This window comes from Citrobacter sp. Cpo221 (assembly GCF_030332345.1).
Lineage (GTDB): Bacteria > Pseudomonadota > Gammaproteobacteria > Enterobacterales > Enterobacteriaceae > Citrobacter > Citrobacter portucalensis.
The window spans coordinates 32,932-46,291 of record NZ_JAOWIA010000057.1 but is presented as its reverse complement, the minus strand read 5'-3'; the positions used below and the strand labels follow the sequence as shown (position 1 = coordinate 46,291).

12 protein-coding genes and 4 tRNA genes are annotated in these 13,360 nt (G+C 53.9%); 5 read left to right on the top strand and 11 right to left on the bottom strand.

Going from position 1 to position 13,360, the window contains the following annotated elements; translation table 11 throughout:
- Window positions 1–7: 7 nt before the first annotated feature.
- Genes yigB through lptM form a run of 5 tightly spaced genes read right to left on the bottom strand, consistent with a single transcriptional unit; the run spans window position 8 to window position 3,404 of the window.
- Entirely contained in the window at window positions 8–724 is a 717-nt protein-coding gene (yigB, locus tag OGY72_RS15865) for a 5-amino-6-(5-phospho-D-ribitylamino)uracil phosphatase YigB (RefSeq protein WP_286548269.1), read from the bottom strand.
- Window positions 724–1,626 carry a tyrosine recombinase XerC gene (gene xerC, locus OGY72_RS15860; protein WP_103015294.1) on the bottom strand — a complete coding sequence of 301 codons (903 nt, stop codon included), beginning with the start codon at window positions 1,624–1,626 and terminating at the stop codon, window positions 724–726. The genes yigB and xerC overlap by 1 nt, the downstream gene beginning before the upstream one ends.
- A complete protein-coding gene (locus tag OGY72_RS15855; protein ID WP_063941786.1) occupies window positions 1,623–2,330 on the bottom strand; it encodes a DUF484 domain-containing protein in 708 nt (235 codons plus the stop codon). Before OGY72_RS15855 ends, xerC begins: the two co-directional genes overlap by 4 nt.
- Window positions 2,327–3,151: a diaminopimelate epimerase gene (dapF, locus tag OGY72_RS15850; RefSeq protein WP_003017933.1), complete on the bottom strand. Its 825-nt coding sequence runs from the start codon at window positions 3,149–3,151 to the stop codon at window positions 2,327–2,329. The genes OGY72_RS15855 and dapF overlap by 4 nt, the downstream gene beginning before the upstream one ends.
- A 49-nt stretch (window positions 3,152–3,200) precedes the next feature.
- The gene (gene lptM, locus OGY72_RS15845; protein WP_003017937.1) at window positions 3,201–3,404 is read right to left on the bottom strand and encodes an LPS translocon maturation chaperone LptM; all 204 of its coding nucleotides are present in this window, start codon (window positions 3,402–3,404) and stop codon (window positions 3,201–3,203) included.
- 138 nt (window positions 3,405–3,542) lie between these two features.
- Here lptM and cyaY point away from each other — a divergent pair, with 138 nt between their 5' ends.
- On the top strand, window positions 3,543–3,863 hold the full coding sequence (cyaY, locus tag OGY72_RS15840; RefSeq protein ID WP_003828967.1) for an iron donor protein CyaY: 321 nt from the start codon (window positions 3,543–3,545) through the stop codon (window positions 3,861–3,863).
- A 75-nt stretch (window positions 3,864–3,938) separates the two neighbouring features.
- Here cyaY and cyaA read toward each other — a convergent pair whose 3' ends face one another.
- Window positions 3,939–6,485: a class I adenylate cyclase gene (gene cyaA, locus OGY72_RS15835; protein ID WP_032934207.1), complete on the bottom strand. Its 2,547-nt coding sequence runs from the start codon at window positions 6,483–6,485 to the stop codon at window positions 3,939–3,941.
- 394 nt (window positions 6,486–6,879) lie between these two features.
- Here cyaA and hemC point away from each other — a divergent pair, with 394 nt between their 5' ends.
- The 4 genes from hemC to hemY are packed head-to-tail and all read left to right on the top strand — an operon-like array spanning window position 6,880 to window position 10,957.
- A complete protein-coding gene (hemC, locus tag OGY72_RS15830) occupies window positions 6,880–7,821 on the top strand; it encodes a hydroxymethylbilane synthase (RefSeq protein ID WP_063941785.1) in 942 nt (313 codons plus the stop codon).
- Complete coding sequence (gene hemD / locus OGY72_RS15825; RefSeq protein WP_003828974.1) at window positions 7,818–8,558, top strand: uroporphyrinogen-III synthase; 741 nt, start codon at window positions 7,818–7,820, stop codon at window positions 8,556–8,558. Before hemC ends, hemD begins: the two co-directional genes overlap by 4 nt.
- A 21-nt stretch (window positions 8,559–8,579) precedes the next feature.
- The gene (hemX, locus tag OGY72_RS15820; RefSeq protein WP_286548263.1) at window positions 8,580–9,755 is read left to right on the top strand and encodes a uroporphyrinogen-III C-methyltransferase; all 1,176 of its coding nucleotides are present in this window, start codon (window positions 8,580–8,582) and stop codon (window positions 9,753–9,755) included.
- Window positions 9,756–9,757: 2 nt separating this feature from the next.
- The gene (gene hemY / locus OGY72_RS15815) at window positions 9,758–10,957 is read left to right on the top strand and encodes a protoheme IX biogenesis protein HemY (RefSeq protein ID WP_191236361.1); all 1,200 of its coding nucleotides are present in this window, start codon (window positions 9,758–9,760) and stop codon (window positions 10,955–10,957) included.
- A gap of 454 nt (window positions 10,958–11,411) precedes the next feature.
- On the opposite strand, the gene OGY72_RS15810 is transcribed toward hemY, so the two are convergent.
- From OGY72_RS15810 to thrP, 5 genes are all read right to left on the bottom strand, one after another.
- A tRNA-Pro gene (locus OGY72_RS15810) sits at window positions 11,412–11,488 on the bottom strand.
- 41 nt (window positions 11,489–11,529) lie between these two features.
- Window positions 11,530–11,615 (bottom strand) — tRNA-Leu (locus OGY72_RS15805).
- 20 nt (window positions 11,616–11,635) lie between these two features.
- Window positions 11,636–11,711: transfer RNA gene (locus OGY72_RS15800), tRNA-His, on the bottom strand.
- A 56-nt stretch (window positions 11,712–11,767) separates the two neighbouring features.
- Window positions 11,768–11,844 (bottom strand) — tRNA-Arg (locus OGY72_RS15795).
- A gap of 102 nt (window positions 11,845–11,946) precedes the next feature.
- Entirely contained in the window at window positions 11,947–13,332 is a 1,386-nt protein-coding gene (gene thrP / locus OGY72_RS15790) for a bifunctional threonine/serine APC transporter ThrP (protein ID WP_003828980.1), read from the bottom strand.
- Window positions 13,333–13,360 lie beyond the last annotated feature (28 nt).

Sequence of the window (13,360 nt, the reverse complement as noted above, 5' to 3'; positions counted from 1 at the left end):
CTGGTGATTATATCAGCGAGGTCAGAGATGCCAACTGTGAAATTTCGATATGCGGAAGCAAACGACTGTCTGCGGTTTGCATCAGGTCGGCATTTTCCGGTTTGATCCAGCAGGCCTGCATACCACAACGGATGGCGCCCGCGACGTCCGTCGTCAGGTCATCACCCACGTGCAGAATCTCACCCACAGGCATTTTCAGTTTTTCCGCCGCCAACGTGTACATGTCGCTAAAGGGCTTTGATCGCCCGTCGGGACCGGCGCGCAGCACAAACTCAAAGTAATCACCCAGGCCAAACAGTTCCGGCTGCGCGTTACCGTTGGTGATCGCCACCAGCGGCCATTTGCGGGCCAGCGCCTTCAGCGTGTCATGCGTCGTCTGCGGGACTTCAATGCGGCTACGCCATTTGGCAAAATTCATCATTGCCGCATTCGCCCCCATTCTGGCTTCTGCCGCTGACAACCCCGCCTCCAGCATAGCGCGCTCTACGGCACGGTGACGCCATTGGGTAACATCGTGGTAGATTTCCGGCTCGGCGTCGCGAACGGCCTGACGTAAGCGCTGTAGGTCGCTATTTTGCAGCGAATTCAACGCCGGATTGTAATTCTGTACAAACGCGAGCGCTTCCTGCTCGGTGCGAGTGATAACGGGACGGTTATCGTAAAGGGTGTCATCAAGGTCAAAGGTGAGCGCAGAAATGCGCCCCAAAGGCCGGTAAAAACGCATTATTTCCCCCGTTTGGCGCGCGGATGCGCCGCATCGTACACTGAAGCCAGGTGTTGAAAATCAAGATGGGTATAGATTTGAGTCGTGGAGAGATTGGCATGACCCAATAACTCTTGCACTCCGCGCAGATCGCCGCTCGACTCCAGCATATGCGTCGCAAAGGAGTGACGCAATTTGTGGGGATGTACGTGGCTGTTCAGCCCCTGCTTGATACCCCATTCAGCAAAGCGTTTCTGCACGTTACGCGCCGAGATACGTTTGCCCAGTTTGGACAGAAATAGCGCATCGTCATCGCTGCCAAATAGCCCGCGTAGATCCAGCCAGTGCTCAATCCACGCCACCGCGTTGCGGCCAATCGGCAGGCGACGCTCTTTACTGCCCTTACCCATCACCCACACTTCGCCGGTGTCGAGGTCGAGATGTTTAATATCCAGCCCAACCAACTCAGATAAACGCAGCCCCGCGCCGTACATCACTTCCAGCATTGCTCTATCGCGCACGGCAAGGGGATCGTTGAGATCGATATCCAGCAGACGATTAACATCGTCGACATCGATATTTTTAGGGAGATGACGCGGTGCTTTCGGCGCGGAAACGCTTTTTGCCGGATTGGCTTTCAGCTCGCCCTGATTAACCAGCCAGTCGAAGAAACTGCGTAACGCAGAGAGACGCAGCGCCAGACTCGCCGGCCCCAGTCCCTTACGACGGCTGCGAACAGCAAAACTGCGTACCATCGCAGCATCACATTGTTGCCAGCTTTGCAGACCGGTCTCTCCGGCTAACGCAATGATGGCATCAAGCTGACGCTGATAATTAAGCAATGTGACCGGGCTAAGCTGACGCTCAACGCCCAGATAGCGCAAAAAGCGCGCCACATCCTGAGAAAGGGGTGAATCGGTCATACGCGTTCAATCCAGCGCTCCAGCAGCTCCGGCAACATCAGCGAGATTTCCTGCAGCAATTGCGTGCCTTGCCCCTGCTGGTAATGATTAACGTCACGGCTGCTAAACAGCATCACGCCCAGAGAGCCATCTTGCCCGAGCATCGACATCGCCACCGAGCCTATGGCTTTCGCCTCCGGCATCATGACCAGCAATTCCGGACCATTAAGCGGCCCAAGATAGTGCTGTGACTGACCCAGACGCTGGATACGCAGCGGTTCAAAAGCCTGACGGCTTAATGCCAGATGGGTGAATTTTGATGGCGCGCCAAGTCGCCAGCGATCCGGGAACAGACGAACCGTCGCTCCGGCCAGCCCTAACTCACGCGCCCAGCGATGAAATCGCATCAGCATGTCGTCAAGACTGCTGGCCGACACCAGCCGTCCTTGCAGATTTAACAGACGATAGAACAGGCTTTCATTGGCGTTGGCTTGTTCCATCAACAACGCCATGTTCTCTTCCAGCACGTTAATATGATTACGTGCCCGCGCCATATGCCATTCCACTAAAGATACCGTGCCCCGCACTGGGTGCGGAACTCGCATCGCTTCAACGGCCTGGGCATTACGGATAAAAAACTCAGGATTACGTTGCAGGTAATCGACGACCGTCCGGTCGTCCAGCTCCATGAGCGTTTCCTGTAGTTCTTCTCCTGGTTGCTTCATAAGTGAATAAATCCGTCGTAGACATGTGCCGCCGGGCCAGTCATATACAGCGGATGACCCGGACCTTTCCAGGCGATATCAAGTCGACCGCCCGGTAATTCCACCCTCACTTCTTCCGCCAGCAGACCCTGCTGGATACCGACCGCAACGGCAGCGCACGCACCGCTGCCGCAGGCCTGCGTTTCACCCGCGCCGCGCTCATAGACGCGCAGTCGGATATGCTCGCGTTTTACCACCTGCATAAATCCGATATTGGCGCGTTCAGGAAAGCGTTCGTGGCTTTCCAGAACCGGTCCCAGTGTTTCTACCGTGGCCGTATCAACATCATCAACCTGAATCACGCAGTGCGGGTTCCCCATTGAAACCACGCCGCACAATACTGTCTGTTCGGCCGCGCGCATAATATAGGTCTTCTCTGCTTTGTTAGCGCGAAAAGGAACCTGCGAGGGTTCAAAATTGGGTTCGCCCATATTCACCCGCACCAGCTCGTCGTCGGTTACGGTTAATACCATACGACCATTCGCGGTACTGACGCGAATATCACGTTTATTAGTCAGCCCTTTCAGGCGAACAAAACGGGCAAAACAGCGGGCGCCATTGCCACACTGTGACACTTCACTGCCGTCGGCATTAAAAATACGGTAGTGGAAATCCAGCTCCGGATCATACGGAGGCTCAACCACCAGCAGTTGATCAAATCCAACGCCGAGATGTCTGTCGGCCAAGCGGCGGATCAGCTCTGGTGAGAAAAAGACATTCTGCGTTACCGCGTCGACGACCATAAAATCGTTGCCAAGGCCATGCATTTTAGAGAATTGCATCATTCACTCCGTTCACGCGGGTACAGAAATGTAAAATCTATTTCTGCCGTTAGTAATTCACCTGAGAAGGCCCATCACTAATCCCACGATCGTTTTTCTCTGGCGTGGTGGATTGCGATTGCGGCTGAACGCTCTTGGTCGGAGGCGGCGCGGTTTTATCAGCTGGCGGGAAATAGAGCGGGCCTTTTAGCCCACAGCCCGTCAGGCTGAACAGAGTAAAAATGACAGCGAGTGGCTTTAACACGTTTTTCATTATCGATTGCCTGTAAAGTTCATGCTTTCTGTTTTCTATCATCGCAGGAGAAGGCGTAAAAGCAAGAGTTTGGCTAAAAACTGCATCGTGATTTATTCCACGTTATACTGCGGGCATCACGAAAAATAGGATAAGAAAATGAACGACAGTGAATTTCATCGCCTTGCTGACACCCTGTGGATGACCATTGAAGAACGTCTGGATGACTGGGATGGCGACAGCGATATCGATTGTGAGATCAACGGCGGCGTGCTGACCATCAGCTTCGAAAACGGCAGCAAAATTATCATTAACCGTCAGGAGCCGCTGCATCAGGTGTGGCTGGCGACCAAACAGGGCGGCTACCACTTTGACCTGAAAGGCGACGAGTGGATCTGCGACCGAAGCGGCGAAACGTTCTGGGATCTGTTGGAACAGGCGGCAACACAGCAGGCGGGTGAAGAGGTGAGCTTCCGTTGATTTATTTGCCGGATGCGCTTTGCTTATCCGGCCTACTGTAGGCCCGGTAAACATAGCGCCACCGGGCAAGTTAACTCACGAGAAATACTGCTGTAACAGCGGCGTGTCGTTGTCCTGACTGGCTGGCGGAACAGCGCTAATCGGTTGGGTACGGAACGGAATCACCTGCGCGCGCCCGTCGGTTTTCACAATCTGATAGAACTGCGGCAGGTTAAAGTTGATGAAGCTGGAGCCGTAGGTAAAACGATCGTGCGACGATGAGTAGAAACGGCTGACGTCGCGTACCAACTCCTCTTTGCTACCTTCGCAGTGGTGATACACCTCAGCCCGATTGCTTTCGTCCAGAATGTAGATATTAAAGCCCTGCTCATCACCCGTTTCTTCAAAAAAGAACTGAATAATCCCTTCGCTGGCAAAACCGTCGACCACCGACGGCAGTTTCACATGGTTGGTCTCAACCTGGACGGAAAGGCCGTGCAGTTTGTTATGTGAAATCGCACCATAGAATTCAATTGCGTTTTCCAGCTTCTGTACCGAAACGTTCAGGCGCTCGAAGAACAATCCCCACGTCTGGCCGGAAACACGCAGCGCTTTGAAACGTCCGGTTTCCTGACGGGTACTGGAGAGGCGTAGCTCGATGCACTCAGACACCAGTTGCTGCACGCGGGTGCGAATTAAACCGCGCAGATGCTGGCTATAGCAGAAGACCTCGACGCTATCCGGCGGCGCGGCATCCTGGTGCATTTTGCCCAGAATCGTTTTTAACGCTTCAATCATCGCCTGCTCGCCGTTGAAGTGCAGCGTACGCACTTCATTCCACGAGTTGCGGTACAGCAGGTCGACGCTTCCTACCAGGCAATTTTGCTCTTCGCCAAAGCTGAAGACATCCAGCTTACGGAAATCAAAATGTACCACCTGATTACGGAATGCGGCCGTTGGGTCATATTCGAGGTTAACGATAATCGCCAGATGGCGAATTTCGCATGGGCTATAGAGCGCTTTCGGCGTTGGTGCAGGCAGTCGCAGCGGGAAGTGGTGCGACACGTCGGCGACCATTTCCTGTAGCTTCGGCAAATCAACAATGCCGTTGCCCTTAATAAACAAATGCGTACGCGAGGTCAGCAGGCCGTTGAACCAGGCCCACGCCACCAGCTTGTTGAGATAGCGGTTATATTCCAGCGGCTGATGGCTGATGATCGAGTCCATGTTAGGCGCGCGGTTGTAGAGATACCAACCTGAACGGTTAGCACGACCCGGCGGTACATGGATAAAGGTCAGATTCGGTTCCGAGAGATCCGGAGATATCTGTGGGTTCACCAGCGTGACTTTACCCGGCAACGCTTCAAACGCGGCATACAGCTTACGGGTCAGCACGCCGATATCCTGCGGGCTGGCGCTGACGCTGAGGTTATTGCGCCGCGCAAAGCGGATCAGGTTACGATAGCTCTGCATCATCGCATCGAGCAGTTCGTTATGCGCTTCGCGTACCTGGTCAATCTTCCAGTTAGCGCGGTTATCCAGCATGGTCAGACGGGCGTCATCCCAGCCCCACTCTTTCACTAACTGACTTAATACTTCACGACGCCAGCCCACGCAGGCGCGCTCACGGCTCAGTTTCTCACACACTTTTAAGTAGAAACATCGACGCACTAAATCCAGGCGCGTCGGATCTTCGATCGCCGTGAGGTACTCGGTAACGCGCTCCAGCATCATGCAGTAAGGATCGAGACCAAAAGAGACGATCTCGCCATCATGCAGGCGCTGTTTAATATCTTTCGCCAACAGGCGTGGATTGGGGTATTCCCAGGAATAGGCTTCCAGCAGCAGCGTTTTCAGCACCGCTTTGTACGGGGAGTCGATACTCTTGTACAACTGCCAGAGGCTGGCGCCAAAGTACTCTTCGGCGGAAAGCGAACTGAGCCCGCCGAGATCCAGCCATTCGTTTGGCGTTAACACCCCCTGTGCGTAGAGCGTCATGACGTAATCGTCGTAATGCTCTTCTTCGTCGCCAGGCACCATATTCCACAGAATACGTTTACCCGCGAGGCGCACAGCGGTGCGATAGAATTCATCAAGCAACAGGATATGCTGCGTCGAGCCACAGTCTTCACCACCCAGACTGCCGCTTTCATTGTGACGGAAACGGTTTTCATCAATCAGGAAGAAACTGACTTCTACGCCCAGCGAGGCGGCCCAGCTTTCCAGCAGGCTACATTTTCGCTGCAGCAGCTGGCGCTCTTCGCTATCCAGCCAGGATTGATGGCAGACCCAGATATCAAGGTCAGAGGAACAGCTTTGCCCTACCGAAGAGGTGCTGCCCATTGAGTAAACGCCGGTGATCGGCAGTTCGCCCTTGGGAGGATCCTGCGGCGACATACCGCGGTACAGTTCCAGTTCGTTCAGGTAGTGGCGTTGGGTTTCATCAGGCGTGTAAAAGCATATGCCTTTGGGAACGTTACCATCGAGGTAACCCGGCATCAGCGGATGGTGGTAGTGCAATAATGTCGGCAGCAGACTGTATACCTGCTGGAAGGCAGGTCCCATGGCAGCAAGCGCGCGATCCACACGCAGTTGATTTATGGCATCCAGTCTCTGTTTCAGAGTCTCAATATAGAGGTACAAGACGTATCGCCTGATGTTGCTATCCGTCATGTTGTCGATTGCCGCGGCGCAAGCGCTCACAATAATCGCCATCAATTCGGATAAACCGTATGTCAAAAATAACCGTTACCTGTTTTCCGCCCATATTTTTTTATGCTGTTCAGCCGAAAAAATGGTCTAAAACGTGATCAATTTAACACCTTGCTCATTGACCGTAAAGAAAGATGCGCTACATACAAGTGTAGCACCGTTCGTTACGTGTAAATTCCTTCATACGGTCGGGAGGTTTCTCGTCATTATTCACTGCCAGTGATGATGCAGCGCCTTTTCCTCTCACTTACGTTTGAGCGTAACGCTGACATCCCTTTGATAAGGATGTTAGGATGGTCAATGATTGATAATGACGGTAACAAGCATGTTAGACAATGTTTTGAGAATTGCCACACGCCAAAGCCCCCTTGCGCTCTGGCAGGCACATTATGTCAAAGACGCCTTAATGGCAAACCACCCCGGTCTGATCGTGGAACTGGTTCCTATGGTAACCCGTGGCGATGTGATCCTTGATACCCCGCTGGCGAAGGTCGGGGGGAAAGGGTTGTTTGTTAAAGAGTTGGAAGTCGCGCTGCTGGAAAAACGCGCCGATATCGCTGTGCATTCCATGAAGGATGTGCCGGTTGAATTCCCTGATGGTCTTGGGCTGGTCACCATTTGTGAGCGAGAGGATCCGCGTGATGCTTTCGTATCAAATAAGTACAACTCGCTGGATGAACTCCCCGCAGGCAGCATCGTCGGGACATCCAGTTTGCGCCGCCAGTGCCAGTTGGCGAAGCGTCGCCCGGATCTCGTCATCCGTTCGCTGCGCGGCAACGTAGGCACGCGCCTCAGCAAACTGGATAACGGCGATTATGACGCCATTATTCTGGCTGTCGCCGGATTAAAACGTTTAGGTCTTGAGTCGCGAGTCCGCACCGCTCTGCCGCCGGAAATCTCCCTGCCCGCTGTCGGGCAAGGCGCAGTAGGCATAGAATGTCGACTGGATGATATGCGCACTCAGGCACTGTTAGCGCCGCTCAACCATGAAGAGACCGCGCTACGCGTCAAAGCAGAACGCGCCATGAACACCCGCCTGGAAGGGGGATGTCAGGTACCTATTGGTAGCTATGCCGAAATCATCGACGGTGAGATTTGGCTACGTGCGCTGGTCGGCGCGCCTGACGGTTCACAGATGGTATGCGGAGAACGTCGCGGCGCCACACAGGATGCCGAACAGATGGGTATCTCTCTGGCAGAAGAACTGCTGGAGAACGGTGCGCGCGCCATTCTGGCGGAAGTTTATAACGGAGAAGCCCCCGCATGAGTATTCTGGTCACCCGCCCGTCTCCCGCAGGGGAAGAGTTAGTGAGCCGACTGCGCACACTGGGGCAGGTGGCCTGGAGTTTTCCGCTCATCGAGTTTTCACCTGGTCGGGAACTGGCAACGGTTGCTTCCCGACTGTCGGCGCTGACGGAGAACGATCTGGTCTTCGCCCTCTCGCAGCACGCCGTTACCTTTGCAGATGCCGAACTTCGCCAGCAAGAGAAAAGCTGGCCATCCCTTCCACGTTATTTTGCCATTGGCCGTACAACGGCGCTGGCGCTGCATACTGTTAGCGGCTTCAATATTCACTACCCTCTGGATCGGGAAATTAGCGAAGTCTTGCTACAATTACCTGAATTACAAAATATTGCGGGAAAACGCGCGCTTATATTACGCGGCAACGGTGGCCGGGAGCTGATAGGTGAAACCCTAACGGCACGCGGAGCCGATGTCGATTTTTGTGAATGTTATCAACGCAGTGCAAAACATTACGATGGTGCGGAAGAAGCGATGCGCTGGCAATCCCGTGGCGTAACCACGGTGGTTGTCACCAGCGGAGAGATGCTACAACAGCTCTGGTCGCTCATTCCGCAGTGGTATCGTGAGCACTGGTTACTACGCTGTCGGCTGTTGGTCGTCAGTGAGCGTCTGGCGCACCTCGCCCGGGAACTGGGCTGGCAAGATATTAAGGTCGCTGATAACGCCGACAACGATGCGCTACTACGCGCATTACAATAACTCTCATAATGGGATGCCATAATGACGGAACAAGAAAAATCCTCCGCCGTGGTTGAAGAGACCAGGGAGGCCGTGGAAACCACGTCACAGCCAGTTAATACTGAAAAAAAGAGTAAGAACAGCACGGCGCTGATTCTGAGCGCTGTGGCGATTGCTATTGCGCTGGCTGCAGGCGTTGGGTTATACGGCTGGGGGAAACAACAGGCAACAACACAAACGGCAACCAGCGATGCGCTGGCGAACCAGCTGACGGCACTGCAAAAAGCGCAGGAAAGCCAAAAAGCTGAGCTGGAAGGTATTATTAAACAGCAGGCAACGCAGTTGGATGAAGCCACTCGCCAGCAGGCCGCGCTGGTCAAACAGCTTGATGAAGTCCAGCAAAAAGTCGCCACCATCTCCGGCAGCGATGCTGGCACATGGCTGCTGGCGCAGGCTGATTTTCTGGTGAAACTGGCCGGTCGCAAATTATGGAGCGATCAGGACGTCACTACCGCCGCGGCGCTGTTGAAAAGCGCCGACGCCAGTCTGGCAGATATGAACGACCCGAGCTTAATTACCGCCCGTCGCGCGATTACTGACGACATTGCGAGCCTCTCCGCGGTGACTCAGGTCGACTATGACGGCATTATCCTGAAAGTGAATCAGCTCTCTAATCAGATTGATAACCTGCGTCTGGCCGACAACGACACCGACGATTCTCCAATGGACTCAGACAGCAGCGAGCTTTCCAGCTCAATTAGCGAATGGCGCGTCAATCTGCAAAAAAGCTGGCAGAACTTTATGGACAGCTTTATCACTATTCGCCGTCGTGATGAAACCGCCGTCCCGCTGCTGGCGCCGAACCAGGACGTTTACTTACGAGAGAACATCCGCTCCCGCCTGTTAGTGGCTGCCCAGGCCGTGCCGCGTCATCAGGAAGAGACATACCGCCAGGCGCTGGAAAACGTTTCTACATGGGTGCGCGCCTACTACGACACCGACGACGCAACGACCAAAGCGTTCCTTGACGAAGTAGATCAGCTGAGCCAACAAAGCATCAGTATGGATGTTCCAGAATCGCTGCAGAGCCAGGCTATTCTCGACAAGTTAATGCAGACCCGCGTACGTAATTTACTGGCGCAGCCTGCCACAGCACCGGTAGCAGCAGCGCCAGCGCCTTCGACAGACGCTCCGGCAACCGCGCCGCAAGGAGAATAATGATGCTAAAAGTATTGTTGCTCTTTGTGCTGTTGATCGCCGGGATCGTCGTCGGTCCTATGATAGCCGGTCATCAGGGTTACGTGCTGATCCAGACGGATAACTACAATATCGAAACCAGCGTGACGGGCCTGGTGATCATCCTGATCGTCGCCATGGTCGTCCTGTTTGCGATTGAATGGCTGTTGCGCCGAATTTTCCGAACCGGCGCACATACCCGTGGGTGGTTTGTGGGTCGTAAGCGTCGTCGCGCCCGTAAGCAGACCGAACAGGCGCTGCTCAAACTGGCAGAAGGTGACTATCAGCAGGTTGAGAAGCTGATGTCGAAAAATGCCGATCATGCAGAACAGCCGGTAGTGAATTACCTGCTGGCGGCAGAAGCGGCTCAGCAGCGCGGTGACGAAGCGCGCGCCAACCAACACCTTGAGCGTGCTGCCGAACTGGCCGGAAATGATACGATCCCGGTAGAAATCGCTCGCGTTCGCCTGCAACTGGCGCGTAATGAAAATCACGCCGCACGCCACAGCATAGACAAACTGCTGGAAGTGACGCCACGTCATCCGGAAGTACTGCGTCTGGCTGAGCAGGCTTACATTCGCACCGGCGCATGGAGCTCCTTGCTGGATATCATCCCATCCATGGTAAAAGCACATGTGGGTGATGACGAGCACCGCGCCATGCTGGAACAACAGGCATGGGTTGGCTTGATGGATCAGGTCCGCGCCGATCAGGGCAGCGAGGGGCTGCGTGCATGGTGGAAAAACCAGAGCCGTAAAACCCGTCATCAGGTTGCTTTGCAGGTAGCGATGGCTGAACATCTGATTGAGTGTGACGATCACGATACGGCGCAGCAGGTCATCATTGATGGTTTGAAACGTCAGTACGATGACCGCCTGGTGCTGCCGATCCCGCGTCTGAAAACCAATAATCCGGAACAGATAGAAAAAGTGCTGCGCCAGCAGATTAAAGCCGTGGGCGATCGCCCGTTGCTGTGGAGTACGCTGGGTCAGTCGTTAATGAAGCATGGGGAATGGCAGGAAGCTACGCTCGCCTTCCGTGCCGCTCTCAAACAGCGCCCGGATGCCTATGACTACGCCTGGCTTGCTGACGCGCTGGACAGACTGCACCAGCCGGAAGAAGCCGCCACCATGCGCCGTGATGGCCTGATGTTGACGCTGCAGAACAACAATCCCCCGCAGTAACTCCTGAATGCCCGGTGGCGCTTTCGCTTACCGGGCCTACATATTTTCAATCGTATAAACAAAATCCTTCGAGAAGTCGCCCGAAGGATTTTGTTTATGCATAAAAAAACGCCCGCTCGGTAAGGAGCAGGCGTTAAACAGGTCTGTATGACAACATAAATGGGTGCTTCACTCAACGTTATGTCCATGGTGTTTGATGAGGCTTGAGCGACATCTGTCTGTGGACGATAAGCACCGTAAACGGCTCTGCATCATTCCTGAGTTTATGAGGCCAGATGGCGAACATAAGAGATGGAATGAGCATCTACCCGCATATTATTGCACAACGCATGCCACGATTGCACTGCAAAAACCAGGTATTCGGACTTTTTAAGACTTCAGGAAATTCGCAGGTGCGAAGGCTAAGAAGGGAAAATCTGAAAACAAAAAACCCCGCCGAAGCGGGGTTCAAAATTGGTCGGCGAGAGAGGATTCGAACCTCCGACCCACTGGTCCCAAACCAGTTGCGCTACCAAGCTGCGCTACTCGCCGTTTTACTGCTTTTTGAATTTTTAGTTCAATTCTTTAAGTCGTGGTGCGAGGGGGGGGACTCGAACCCCCACATCCTAAGGACACTAACACCTGAAGCTAGCGCGTCTACCAATTCCGCCACCTTCGCATTTCACAACTTTAAATTAATGGGGTGGCTAATGGGATTCGAACCCACGACAACTGGAATCACAATCCAGGGCTCTACCAACTGAGCTATAGCCACCACTGCAAATCTTTTACGCGGTATTAAAACCACCGCAGCTCTGGCACCCTACTAAATGGTGCGCCCGACAGGATTCGAACCTGAGACCTCTGCCTCCGGAGGGCAGCGCTCTATCCAGCTGAGCTACGGGCGCTTAGCGCCGTTGCGGGGCTGGATATTACGGAGGTCTCGGTCTTCTGTCTAGTGCTTTTTTAAAATAAATTATCGTTTGGTCATGGTTTGTGCGTTTTGTCGCTTATTCCCGCAATTTATGGGCTGTGCCATGACGATTCAGACCAAAAACCTTATAAATGAGCGTCACGGCCAGTAAGAAACCCATGCCAACAAAAAGCGACATTCGGGTATCTTCATTAAAGTACATGCCAATTAATACGCAAATCAGGAACGCCATCGTCAAATAATTCGCCCACGGGAACAGAATGGAGCGGAATGGATGACTGGCAATCGCCGCTTTATGCGCCTGACGGAAACGCAACTGGCTTATCAGGATCACAAACCACGGCACCATCCCCGGCAGCACGCTGGCACTATAGACATAAACAAACACGCGCTGCGGGTTAGGAATGATGTAGTTCAGGCATGAGCCAATCAGCAGGATCGCGATAGAAATAGCCACTCCGGCAACCGGCACGCCATGGCGTGATACTTTTCCAACAACGGCAGGAAGCTGGCGATTCTTTGCCAGCGCGTAGAGCATACGCCCACAGCTATACATGCCGCTGTTACATCCAGACAGCGCCGCCGTCAGCACCACAAAGTTAATAATCCCTGCCGCAGCAGTAATACCAATCTTGGCAAAGGTGAGCACAAACGGGCTACCGTTGCTGCCAATCTCATTCCACGGGAAAATAGTGACGATGACAAAAATCGCACCAACGTAGAAAATCAGAATGCGCCACAACACTTTACCCACCGCGCTACGCAGCGTGACCTGTGGATTCTTCGCTTCCCCTGCAGTGATGCCGATCAGCTCCACGCCCTGGTAAGACGCCACAACAATACACAATGCCGTCAGGAAGCCCTTCCAGCCCCCAGCAAAGAAGCCACCGTGCTCGGTCAGGTTGCCAAAACCAATCGCCTGGCCGCCATTGCCGAAGCCGAAGAAAATCACCCCAACCCCAATGACGATCATCACAATGATGGTGGTCACTTTGATCATGGCAAACCAGAACTCAATTTCACCATACAGGCGAACCGCTGCGAGGTTTGCCAGCGCAACCAGTCCGACTGCGATCAGTGCGGGTATCCATTGTGCCATTTCCGGGAACCAGAACTGTACGTACACCCCGATGGCGGTAATCTCTGAGATCCCCACCGCCATCCACATAAACCAGTATGACCAGGCGGTAAGATAGCCAAAGAAGGGGCTCATATAACGGTGGGCGTAAACAGCGAATGAACCGGCAACCGGCTCGAGGAATAACATCTCCCCCATAGAACGCATGATGAAAAAGACGAACAGCCCGGCGACGATATACGCCAGCAGAACCGAAGGTCCCGCCCATTTAAGGGTACTGGCGGCCCCCATAAATAGCCCAACGCCAATAGTGCCCCCAAGGGCAATTAATTCGATGTGACGAGCCTCCAGCCCACGCTGTAGCTCAGGTTTGTTCTCGGCCATAAATCCTCTTGTTGTGTTTGCATGCTGT